Origin of the sequence: Shewanella sp. ZOR0012 (assembly GCF_000798835.1) — a bacterium.
Lineage (GTDB): Bacteria > Pseudomonadota > Gammaproteobacteria > Enterobacterales > Shewanellaceae > Shewanella > Shewanella xiamenensis.
In genome coordinates this window covers 3,198,057-3,210,170 of the sequence record NZ_JTLE01000094.1, presented here as the reverse complement: position 1 = coordinate 3,210,170, position 12,114 = coordinate 3,198,057, and the positions used below count along the sequence as shown (strand labels likewise).

Annotated in this window: 8 protein-coding genes; 6 read left to right on the top strand and 2 right to left on the bottom strand. The window is 46.5% G+C overall.

The window, feature by feature from the left end; translation table 11 throughout:
• Nucleotides 1-130 precede the first annotated feature (130 nt).
• On the bottom strand, nt 131-1,642 hold the full coding sequence (locus L976_RS22415; protein ID WP_052184006.1) for an EAL domain-containing protein: 1,512 nt from the start codon (nt 1,640-1,642) through the stop codon (nt 131-133).
• Nucleotides 1,643-1,905: 263 nt separating this feature from the next.
• Here L976_RS22415 and L976_RS15720 point away from each other — a divergent pair, with 263 nt between their 5' ends.
• Nucleotides 1,906-2,619 carry an ABC transporter transmembrane domain-containing protein gene (locus L976_RS15720; protein WP_231570506.1) on the top strand — a complete coding sequence of 238 codons (714 nt, stop codon included), beginning with the start codon at nt 1,906-1,908 and terminating at the stop codon, nt 2,617-2,619.
• Here the strand turns inward: L976_RS15720 and L976_RS15715 are convergent.
• Nucleotides 2,608-3,879 (bottom strand): IS4 family transposase, encoded by a 1,272-nt coding sequence (locus tag L976_RS15715; RefSeq protein ID WP_047538210.1) that lies wholly within the window; start codon nt 3,877-3,879, stop codon nt 2,608-2,610. The genes L976_RS15720 and L976_RS15715 overlap by 12 nt on opposite strands.
• 177 nt (nt 3,880-4,056) lie before the next feature.
• Here L976_RS15715 and L976_RS15710 point away from each other — a divergent pair, with 177 nt between their 5' ends.
• The 5 genes from L976_RS15710 to L976_RS23530 form a co-directional block, all read left to right on the top strand.
• Nucleotides 4,057-4,950, top strand: a complete 894-nt coding sequence (locus tag L976_RS15710) for an ATP-binding cassette domain-containing protein (RefSeq protein ID WP_231570505.1) — start codon at nt 4,057-4,059, stop codon at nt 4,948-4,950.
• 2 nt (nt 4,951-4,952) lie between these two features.
• Nucleotides 4,953-7,037: a peptidase domain-containing ABC transporter gene (locus L976_RS15705; RefSeq protein ID WP_047538207.1), complete on the top strand. Its 2,085-nt coding sequence runs from the start codon at nt 4,953-4,955 to the stop codon at nt 7,035-7,037.
• The gene (locus L976_RS15700; RefSeq protein WP_052184004.1) at nt 7,030-8,355 is read left to right on the top strand and encodes an HlyD family type I secretion periplasmic adaptor subunit; all 1,326 of its coding nucleotides are present in this window, start codon (nt 7,030-7,032) and stop codon (nt 8,353-8,355) included. The genes L976_RS15705 and L976_RS15700 overlap by 8 nt, the downstream gene beginning before the upstream one ends.
• Before the next feature lie 12 nt (nt 8,356-8,367).
• Nucleotides 8,368-11,703: a VCBS domain-containing protein gene (locus L976_RS15695; protein WP_047538205.1), complete on the top strand. Its 3,336-nt coding sequence runs from the start codon at nt 8,368-8,370 to the stop codon at nt 11,701-11,703.
• Between the two features lie 6 nt (nt 11,704-11,709).
• On the top strand, nt 11,710-12,114 hold a 405-nt coding region (locus L976_RS23530; RefSeq protein ID WP_197062284.1), incomplete at its 3' end, for a VCBS domain-containing protein.

Here is a 12,114-nt window from a genome sequence, read left to right as displayed (position 1 = left end):
TCTTTTTTATCTCACAACCTAACCTCAATTCAGGTTAACAAATGGGGAAATGAAATCTACAAAATGAGTTAACCTCAACTTGTATTTTGCGATGATAACAAGAAAAACTTACGCACCACATGGAGATAACTTACAAACCTGAAGCAAGAGTAAATTTGAAAAAATCTTCCGTAGCCAATGGCTTAGAGTAATAGTAACCTTGGATAAGTTTAACCCCTAATTCACCTAAATACCCTTGCTGTTCAACCGTTTCCACCCCTTCCGCAATAACATGCAACTTAGACTCGTTTGCAAACGAAATAATGGCATCTAAGGTTTTGCCATTAAAATTATGGGATTGACCAATGGTATCGACAAACATCTTATCTATCTTCAATGTACTGATCCCTAGATGCTGAACATAGCTAAAACAGCCATAACCCGTACCTGCATCATCCAACTTAAGATCAATACCCAGCGCATAAATTTTATCGAGTGTCTGGCGAGCTAACGTCATATCCTTAATCGGGAGTCGCTCGGTGATTTCTAAGGATAACCTGTGGTGCCCCAGCATTCCTGATTCGACAATTTCTTGTAATTGATGATAAAAATCATCATTTTCAAGATGAGCAGGCACAATGTTGATACTAAAAAATAACGTCGGGCATTGTCCCCCTAGCAGTTGAATATCATTAATGACCTTGTTCAACATACTCGTCGTCATGGGAAGAATGTGTCCCCTCGCTTCAGCAAAGGGAATAAACTGATTGGGTGGGATCATCCGATTATCATGCCGAAGCCAGCGCACCAGTACTTCTGCCCCCACAGGCATTCCCGTACTACTATCGACAATAGGCTGATAATAGGGAATAAACTCCCCCCGCTGAATGCCCCGTTTTATTTGACTATCAAGGGAAACTTGATGGTTGTTCCAGCGCCAATACACTAAGCACGCCAACAAACCTAAGACAATCCCAGTTGCTACACTAACCCGCCAACCTAGCTGTGAATATTGTTCAAGGAAAACACGATTCCCCGATAGCTCAAAGGTCGCATGGTAGTAGGGATTTTGCTCTTGAACGACATGGTAAACCACAGGTTCATCAGCAAAATTATCAAATCCAAATTCAATATAAGGATCTGAATCTAAGCTCACCTTGTACTCAAGACATCGCTCGCAATCCACTGGAACAAAATACCTCGGCCTAAGGGGAGTGATACTGGCAATGTAATCAATCCCCTCCATGTGACGCATTAAAAATAATTCGTGACTTGTCTGAGTATTATGGCTTGCCACCGCAATACTTAAATTCTCTCTCACCTTATGGGCTTTCAATGCCGTTAAATCATGGGGTATTACGCCAGACTGACAGAGCACTTGGTTATCTTTATAAATCGCCAGCCAGCGGACAAAGCTGGAATCAAAGGTTTTCTGTTTCAATAGGCTTTCTAATTCTGCGGTACAAGTTACACCTGGGTCTAAGCGCGGCATTTCAAGTATTTGTTCTGCTGACTCAGTAATATACATCTGAAATTTACTTGCAAGCATCTCAGAATCACGCGCGATAACGCTATTAGCAATGATGCGATCCACGCCCTTCACCAGCGCCAATCCGAGTGCAAACACGACGAGAAAAATGATGACGTACTTTATTTTGCCCATGATTTACTCATACCTAACTATCGCCCCAAATAATGATTAAGCTGCCTTACAACACTGAAAACACCAGAACAACAACCAACACAAAATAAACATAACGTTAACAGCAAGGCAGAGTAAAAACATTAAATGTTAAACTAAATAAGCAATAAAATTCATTTGCTTGGTGTTGTACACTATAAATTGTTAGTGATAGTGTTAATCAAGATGTTAATACGCTTTTTGATTTCCGTGATGAATGTAATGCTATTTAAGGTGTACGAAACATGATCGAGTCTTTACGTCTATTGGCACAACACAAATCATTTACCGAGCTTTTGCTTTCATCTACCCTCATCAATGTGCTGTCACTGGCATTACCATTCACTATGCTACAAATCTATGACCGGATTTTACCCAATGAGGCCTATGGCACCGCCAGTGTGTTAGCGATTGGCGTTGGGATAGCAATACTTCTGGAACTGCTGTTGCGCTATACGCGCAGTTGGTTGCTTGCCCTTAATGCTTCAAACTATGAGCTACAAACCACCACTCAATTTGTCGACCGACTCATGAAGGCGGATTACCACCACGTTGAGCAATTAGGGTCAGGAAAAATACTCCACGGTATCACCAGCATTGCCACCATGCGGGAGATTTACTCAGGGCAAGCTGCGGTCGCCTTAATGGATTTTCCATTTGTTATCATATTTTTAGCCTTAGTAGCCTATATTGGCGGGCCATTAGTCTTTATCCCAATACTGGTTTGGGGTGTCGCGGGCATTGGCGTGTGGCAAATGGGCAAAAAACTCTCCGTTGCCACCCGAGAACTCGCCATCAGTGACGATGAACGAACCCGTTTACTCATTTTAGTCTTATCAGGCTTAACGACTGCAAAATCCCTCGCGTTAGAATCGCGAATTACTTATGCCTACAAAAAAATCAACTACCAAAGGTTAGCGCAGCAACATACGTATGTCCTTAACAACTTAAGCTGCTGATTTATTTATATTATCCAACATTTTGAACACACCATTTTTCTGATCCCTCTTCAAATTCTGACGCTGGCAACGTTGTGCTAAAAATGCCAATGCTTCATTTATGGCCGTCATTAAATCCGCGCCATGGCCTCTGGCAATATCTAAACAAAAGGGTAACCACCAGATATGGGCTGATTTTGCTCCGGTAAACAATGAAATCACCCGGTCATACTTCTGTTGTGCCGCGTTAATAAGCCATCGTTTTAAGGTTGCCGCAAGCAAACTTCCCCAGATCAGCGTTTCAACTATTGTGGCATGGTGAGTGTCAAATTTATTCAGATTATTCATCGACTTCCATTCTTTGAATAGCAATTCTATCTGCCAGCGGACACGGTAGAGATCGCCGACAACTTCTGGTGGAAACTGTTGCCGGTCAAGGTTGGTGCACACTAGAACATGTCTTTTTTTGTGATCTAATGCAGCAAATGCCACACAACGATAAATCGGGCCATCAGGCCAATGCACGTCTAAATCCAACGCACCTGTGCTCGGTAATTCTTTTAGCCATGATTGCAGTGGTTTTGTCTGCTGACTCTTAGTGCAAACCGCCATTGGATTCATGCTGTTGCTCATGCGTATGATGAAATGGGCGTAGGCGTCTTGCAGGTTATGGATGTAAGTCTTTGAAAAATAACCAGCGTCTGCCATAAATAAGCAACCGGCTAAGGATGAGGCAGATGGCAAATAATCCCGCTCTGGCGCAATGTCTTCGGTCAGGGTTACGCTCTGTGGTTGTCCTTTGAACACGTCATAGGTGACATGCAACTCAACCGCTGCAGGGTTGTGTACATTAAAACGCCCTGGAAAATAGTGCATTAAGTCGTCATGTACCGCGAAACTGGTGCCATCTTGCAAAATAATACGTTCAAAAACATCCTGATACTTATCCCTCAGAGTAAGCATGTTGGGAAGATGCACAGCCAGTGCTTTTTCAAACACCTCGCGCATAAACTCAGGTGCAGACATTTTAACTAACTGTTTATGAAAAGGTTTTAGCTGTATGGCGGTGAAGTGCATATGATTAAATTGACGCTGGATATCGGCAATTGAATTCGTTGCCCCAGAGCCAAGGGCACTGACCAATGCCATGCAAAATTTATGTGGTGTGACTTGGCGACGCCGTTTCATAAATCCGGTTTGTCGTCCAAGCGTATCAAGCTCAATTGGTGAAAAAAGTCGTTCAAAAGCGTTTAAGAATCGGATATCTTGTTCTTGCTTCATTCGTTTTGCCTGCAAAGGTGATCTTTTTTTTCTGGTAAATCAATTAGATCACGAATGAAGCACCTCTTCAAATCCTAAAGATCATACGTATGAGCGCAGCAAAATGAGGTTGATTGGCTATCATCCCAGTTACAAGAATGGATCCAAGGGGCTTCGCAGGCTACCACACTGGCTTTGGTGCTGATTGGCTGTTTTGAAGTCTTAAATGGCGATCTAACAACAGGGGGATTAGCGGCATGTTCAATCCTTGCAGGCAGAGCCGTAGCGCCCTTAAGCGCAATTGGCAGTTTAAAAGCGAAGTTTGTTACCGCTCAGTCTGCGATGCAAGATGTTAACGAAATAATAGCCTCCCCTCCAGAGTCCTTGAATGGTTCTCAGGTCTACCACCAAAAATTACCTTCAGGCCCTATTGAATTTGAACAGGTATCAGCACAACAAACGGGGGCAAAGCTTAAGCACATTAACCTGACAATACCCGCGGGTAGCCTTGTCACGGTAACCTCAAATCCACTCACACATGCCAGTTTATTGTTAAGTACCGTGGGCGGCTATCATCAGGTGACTGAAGGTGCCATCAAGATTGATTCTATCCCATTAACTGAACATGACCCGCTGGAGTATCGCCAATCCATTAGCTATGTGTCGCCATGGGCTACGTTATTTGCGGGCTCCATTTTGGATAATCTGACTCTGTTTCGCCATGAGCGGGAAGCCTATGCCATGGTTCTCGCAGACAAACTGGGCTTATCTGCCACGATTGCGCAGCTGCCTGCGGGTTATCAAACCTTAGTGGGTAATAATGACAGCCAAATGCTTAATAAGGGGGCTATCAAGCTCATCGCCATTGTCAGAGCGCTTGCCCAATCCCCTTCGATACTCTTACTCGACGAACCTATGGTCTCCCTCGATGCAGACTCTCAGCAACGCTTACTCGCTTTGTTACTCGAACTCAAAAACCACATCACTCTGATTGTGGCCTCCTATTTTACGGAAATTGCAGCGATCAGTGACTATCGCATCCATATTTCATCACAAGGGGATGCAACTATGTCGTCAAATGGGGAGCTTTAACAATGCATAACCAAGCGCAGTCTGTCCCAAACTTAAAATCCCTATTAGTCACACTATTTAATCAACTCGGACTTAATGCCCAAGCCAAGAATATTGAACGCAGCGCATTAGTGGATAATGCGAGTTATTTAGATGCGTATGTCTTATTTAAAAAACATCATGTTGTGGCCGATTTACGCTCACTTGATCCCGAGATGCTCAGCCATACAATCTATCCTTTCCTGATCCTACCTGAAGAGGGAGAACCGCAAATTGGGCGCCGCAACCAGCACACCTTTGAGTATTTAGGCCCACACCAACAATGGCAGCCACTCACACTCCCTTCTGATGGAAAAGTATTTATTATTAATGGTCTGCCTTCTACCAATCAAAAAAGGAGTCGCTTTGCCAGCCAATTTAAGCAGCAAAAAAAGTGGTTCAAACCCGTTTTTTTATTAAGCCTCGTCGCCAGCTTAACCGGATTAGCGATACCGCTTTTTACCATGGCGGTATACGACAGAGTCATAGGAGGACAAGCCCCCGACATTTTACCTGGGATCGCAATTGGTGCTTTGCTTGCTTTAAGCATTTTTATTTCTAGCCGATTGCTGCGAGCCAAAGTGCTGGCCAGCGCAAGCAATAAATTAGCGCGGGATCTGTCAGCCGTATCCTTTAATCAACTCCTCAGTATGCCGTTGATGATGTTATCCCGAGTTGGACTATCAAATCATTTGGCACGACTTCGTAACGCCGAAAAGGTGAGAGGATTATTGTCAGGCCCTAGCGGAGGTGGGCTGATTGATTTGCCCTTTACGATCGTGGCGCTTATTGCCATCACAGTTCTCAGTGGTTGGCTGGTATTAGTACCACTTTGTATGCTGATTCTGTTTTACCTAGTGATGAAAGCCCTAAACCGTTATACCCAAGCCGCCAGCCCAACCATCAGCAATGACTACCAAAACAGCCTCAATGAACTAGCCAAGAATGTATTAGAGCTGAAAACCGCAGGGGAAACCGAAGGCTGGTACGCAGATTTTATCCGTCGTTGCCGCGAGCACTGCCGTCAACAATTTTTATATGCCAAACGTAATGGGTTTAATGCTGCAGTTGCCCATGCCATGGGGCTAATGACGGCCTTAGTTACCGTGTTTTGTGGCATTTTTTTAGTGTTAAATCAAAGTATTTCACCCGGCGCTTTAATCGCCTGTGGAATGTTGATTTGGCGCATCACAGGCCCCGCCCAATTAGCCTTTTCTTCGGCGCCTAAAATTAACATGATAACCAGTACTGTCACTCAGTTTGATCGTTTTATGGAGGTGACGACCGAATTTAATCAACTCCGCCTCGATGGGCCTAACTTAAATAAAGCGCCTGCACTCAACTTTAAGCATGTCACCCTTCGTTACAGCGCAGAAGCTGAACCTGCACTCTCTGGCGTCACATTTGATGTTGAAGCAGGAGAAACCGTCGCCATTATCGGCCCTAATGGCAGTGGTAAAAGCACCTTATTGCTGACAGCCATAGGCGTGATTGATACCCAAGCAGGCTTTGTCACTTTAGATGGCAAAAACCTGAAACAATTTGATCCTGAAGCCTTACGCCAATGGGCCGCATTCAGCCCGACCCACACCGAACTACTGCCGGGATCGTTAGCAGATAACTTACGTCTGGCTAAACCCGATGCCACCGATGAGGAGTTGTGCCAAGCACTGTATGAGGCAGGTGGAGACGCGTTAAAAGAAGTGCTCGGTGGCGATTTACATCGCAGTTTATCCGCACAGGGAGCCAATATGTTTTCGGTGGTAGGGAGTGGCTATATCAGCCTAGCTCGTGCCCTATTAAAAAAATCGCCTTTGCTTGTCATGGATGAACCCATCGCCAACCGTAATCCTTTTGCGAAAAAAACCTTTATCGAAACCTTAACCAAGTTAAAGGGCAAAACCACTATTTTATTTACTAGCCATGATCAAGAACTGATCCAGCACGCTGATAAGGTCGTTATCTTAGATAAAGGCTCTGTGGTTTATGCAGGCCCTATCCCAAACAAACCCGTAGCAGGCGATGAACACCAATCAATGGCTAGCATGGAGACCACACACAATGAATGATCGTCAACTTAACCATCGTTCTTTGCCAGAACACGAGTTCACTCAAGCCATTGAAGCGCCTGCAGAAAAACGCATCATCAAACAAATCACCTACTTTATTGCCGGTTCAGTGTTCATTATGTTTGTGTGGTCACTGTTCACTAATATTGAAGAAATTGCCAAAGCGAAAGGTCAAGTTATCCCCCTTGGACATCAACAAGTGATTCAGAGTTTTTCAGGGGGAACCTTAGCCTCTATCTTGGTCTCTGAGGGAGATTTAGTGAAAAAAGGCGATGTTCTCGCCAACTTTATCGCCATCGATAGCCAAGCTGCCGCTGAAGAGCTGGAAAGTAAACAAGCTAATCTGGTGCTCAAAATTGAGCGTTACAGTGCTTTTATCGAATCCAGAGAGGCCAACTTTGCTAGCTACCTTGAAAGTCATCCCAATCTTGTGAAAGGGCATATTAGTGATCTCGAACGGATGAATAACGAAAAACAAGCCATCATTCAATCTTCCCTCGCGGAAATCGCGAAATCGAAAGCCGAGTTGGCAAGTCTTGATCAAGAAATTCCGCCACTGAAACATCAAATCAATTCTGCCCAACAAACCATCAATATGATGGAGTCGATCAAAGAATCGCAGGCAGTCTCTAAGCTCACTATGCTGGAATCGCAACAAAAATTGGACTCCTACATACGTGAACTAAAAAGTATGGAAGGTAAACAACAGGTATTGGCACGGGATATTGAAAATCTTCAACGGCAATTGGAGCAAAAACAAGCCACATTGCTAAAAGAGGTTGGTGAAGCTCGCACAGATGCACAAGCTGAATTATTAGGGATTACCGCACGTTTAAAATCATCCGATTCGCAGGTGCAACAAAACACCATCACCTCCCCTGTTGATGGCATTATTCAGTCCATTCCAAATACCTCATCAGGGAGTGTGATTCAACCAGGAGGCACAGTTGCGGTGATTGTACCCACCACGCCAACAGCCCTACTTGAGGCCAAACTCTCCCCTCGGGATATTGGCTTTGTCAGTGTGGGACAAAAAGCGCGCATAAAAATTGATGCCTTTGATTACAGTCGCTATGGGGCACTTGATGGGATCGTCAAACGCATCTCCCCAAGCACTGATGCTGATGAAAAAGGCGGCGTCTTTTATAAAGTACAAATCTCGATTGATAAGCCCTACTTTGGCGATCAACCCGATAAGCTGGAACTGATCCCCGGCATGACTGGCGAAGCGGATATTGTCACAGGGGATAAAACCGTCTTCCAATACCTGTGGAAACCCGTATTTACCAATGTGACTGAAGCCTTTGGTGAACGCTAGGGAGCACGAACTATGAGCCAAAAAAAACCATTAACGCTCTCAACCGCAAAACGTAAAAGTCGCATTTCAGCAAAACTCGCCAAAAAGTCTGAAATTGCCGCTAAAAAACTCGATAAAGATGTCGCCAAGCTCAAGGTAAAGGAATTTAGAGAGAGTGAAGTCCAAGGCACTGCAAGCCCAGATATTGTGGCAAGCAAGTCCTGGCGCTTACCCTCGCACGCAGCAACGCAGCTTGTTAATACCGAAGAATCGACAGAGCAAAAGCCTGATTCGCAATCCGCTACCGTAGACATTGATAACCGCCATGTAACAGCCCAGTCAGCTAGCTCTAGCACAGACTCGGAAAAAATCTTGTCAGAACTGCCACATGAAACTCAAAACCCAAATGCCCCTAAGTTCCAAGATTATGGTTCGAGTGAATCAACCCATTTAGGGCAAGGTCCACATTTTGACGACACACAATTGCCCCTTGTTACCCTCAGCCAACTCCCTGAAATTGGACATGTTAAGCAGCAGATTGAACCGGCAGCATTAACGGTATCAATGGCAAGAACCACATTAACTCAAATTGTGCGCCCCCCAATCATTAGCACTGAACAGCACACCCCACTCACCATTGACGAACAAGCCGGCCATCAATCGGTTAAAGAAGATGCCCCAGTCGCGAGTGCCTCTGGCAAACTGCATGCCCATGGGGGAACAGTAACCCCACTCCAATGGACGGTCGCAGAACATCAAGGTCAATTTGGTCGCCTTGATATCGATCCAATCACTGGCGAGTGGCATTACCAACTCGATAACAATGCGCCTAAGACTGATGCATTAGCCGAAGGTGAGCATCAAACCGAACAATTTACGGTTACTGTCAGCGGTCCCAATGGCGAACAAGTAAGCACTATCATCGTCATCGATGTCGATGTCGAAGGCAGTAACGATCTGCCCCAAATTTTAGGATCGCACCTTGCTAGCATGAATGCGGCGGACTCCTTGCAGACAGTGATGGGGCAACTACGCAGTGTCGATCCCGATCATAACGATGTAATCACTTGGGCTGTGCTTGATGGACAAGGTCAATATGGCCAACTGAGCATCAATCCACTCACGGGCCAATGGCAATACCAACTAAATAACCATGCAAACGCCACACTTGCTCTAGTCTCTAGCCAACAGGTGACGGAAACCTTTACCGTCACCGCAACTGATCAATCAGGCCATCCAGTAAACCAACAAGTCAGTATTCAAGTGAATGGCGCTGATGATGCCGCTATCATTCAAGGTGAGATCACAGGTTTAGTGACCGAAGATACTCAGGCTCTTAACGGCCAATTAACGGTATCAGGTCAATTAAGCATCCAAGATCCAGATAGGGATCAAGCCCATTTTTCGGCAGATTCATTACAAGGACAATTTGGCTATCTTACGATCGATGTAAACGGCCATTGGATCTACAGCGCCGATAACTCACTGGCCACCGTTCAAAGCCTTAAATCGGGTGAGCATCTTACTGATACTTTTACCATCCACAGTGCCGATGGTACTGCGCAAAACATCACAGTCACCATTAACGGAACCGATGATAAGGCCGAAATTTCAGGCACAACCTCAGCCTCACTCACTGAAGATAGTGACACATATCAAGGCATGCTTAGGGCCGATGGCAACCTTACCATCACAGATAACGACCACGGACCACACTTATTTACAGCTACAGAGCAATATGGTCAGTTTGGTACCCTCATCATTGATGAATTCGGCCACTGGACCTACACCGCAGATAACTCGCAGACGGCAATTCAAGCACTCAAAACCGGAGAATCCATCACTGATACCCTTGTGGTACAAACCCAAGATGGCACACGGCAAACAATCTCCATCACCATTCATGGTACCGATGATCACTCTGTGATTATGGGCACATCAGTAATGAGGGTGTTTGAAGACAAACGCCTTTCTCAAGGGCAACTCCATACAGATGGTCAACTCTGGGTAAGCAATCCCGATACCGGGCGAGCAGGATTTGCAGCCGAACAACTCCAAGGTAAATTCGGCATATTATCCATCAACACCCATGGCCATTGGACCTACACAGCAGACAACAACAATCCCAGCATACAAGCTCTCAAGCATGGTGAATCCTTAACTGAAACCCTGTTTGTACAAGCGTTGGATGGAACAAGCCAAAAGATCACAATTCTGATCAAAGGTGCTGATGATAAAGCGATTATCGGTGGAACCGACACTGCAACGCTTGTCGAGGATCAATCTGTCCAGCATGGGCAATTACAGGCACACGGCACATTAACCATAACCGATCCCGATGCAGGCCAAGCCCAGTTTACGGCACTAACCGATGTCGCAGGCAGTGCAGGCTACGGACATTTCAGCATAGACGCTACCGGTAACTGGACCTACACAGTAGATAACACACTAACAGCTATTCAGCAGCTCAATACCGGTGTTCGCCTCACTGATAGCCTAACAATATCGAGTGCGGACGGCACAAACCACACACTAACAGTGACGATAACGGGCAGCAACGATGCACCAGTAGTGGCTCACAGTTTGGTCACAACGACTGCAACGGAAGATACTGCCTTCAGCTTCAGCATTCCTGCGGGCACCTTTGCCGATATCGATACCAGCGATACATTGATTTTGAGCACTGGCAGCTTGCCGGCCTGGCTGCACTTCGATGCGGCTACAGGCACCTTCTCGGGTACGCCCACCAATGGCGATGTCGGCACCTTACAAGTGACTATCACAGCAACCGATGGTAGCGGCGCACAAGTCAGTACCATCTTCATGCTGAATGTGGACAACACTAACGACGCCCCCACGCTCACCCCCATTGCGACCGTGCACGCAACAGAAGATGGCGCACAGGTCACCGGGCAGTTCACCGCGACCGATCCCGACAGTGGCGATAAGCTCACCTTCAGTATCGCGCAGCCAGTGGATGGTCTCACCGTCAACACCGACGGCAGTTGGCGCTTCGACCCCAGTCATGCCAGCTACCAGCATCTGGCAGCCGGCCAGACGCTGACGCTCACCATGCCAGTCACAGTGACCGATGCAGCTGGCGCGACCGGCTCCCAGGACTTAGTAATCAAGCTCAACGGCAGCAACGATGGCGCGACTATCGGCGGAGTCAGCACTGGCAGTGCCAAAGAAGATAATGCCCAGATCACCACTGGCCAGCTCAGTGTGGCCGATGTGGACGATGGTGAAGCACACTTCGTAGCGCAGACCGACACGGCTGGCACTTACGGCCACTTAAGTCTGAGTGCAGACGGCCGATGGAGCTACCAGCTCGACAACAGTAAGCCAGAAATCCAGCAGCTCAGCTAAGGAGTGATGCTGCACGAAAACTTCAACGTACATAGCGCCGATGGCACGACTCACACGATTATCGTCGATATCGTCGGCACGAACGACGCGCCAGTGCTTAGCGCGCAGCGCCAATCGGTCAGTGAAGATGGCGCCAAGCTCAGTGGGCAGATGGTGGCTACGGATGTGGATACGGGTGACAGCCAAATCTTCAGCACCAGCACCCAGACAGCTGGTTTTACGCTCAACGCCGATGGCAGCTACAGCTTCGATCCAACTGATGCGGCTTATCAACATCTGGCCACTGGCCAAACTGAGACGCTCACAATTCCCATCACAGTCACCGACAGCACTGGCGCAACTAGCACTGCGAATTTGACGATTACACTCACAGGCAGCAACGATGGCGCCGTCATTAGTGGCACAGATGCA

Excerpts from the sequence above, each read along its gene's own strand:
- L976_RS15695 (WP_047538205.1), top strand. The coding sequence starts at position 8,368 with ATGAGCCAAAAAAAACCATTAACGCTCTCAACCGCAAAACGTAAAAGT.
- L976_RS15705 (WP_047538207.1), top strand. The coding sequence starts at position 4,953 with ATGCATAACCAAGCGCAGTCTGTCCCAAACTTAAAATCCCTATTAGTC.
- L976_RS22415 (WP_052184006.1), bottom strand. The coding sequence starts at position 1,642 with ATGGGCAAAATAAAGTACGTCATCATTTTTCTCGTCGTGTTTGCACTC.
- L976_RS15715 (WP_047538210.1), bottom strand. The coding sequence starts at position 3,879 with ATGAAGCAAGAACAAGATATCCGATTCTTAAACGCTTTTGAACGACTT.
- L976_RS15700 (WP_052184004.1), top strand. The coding sequence starts at position 7,030 with ATGAATGATCGTCAACTTAACCATCGTTCTTTGCCAGAACACGAGTTC.
- L976_RS15720 (WP_231570506.1), top strand. The coding sequence starts at position 1,906 with ATGATCGAGTCTTTACGTCTATTGGCACAACACAAATCATTTACCGAG.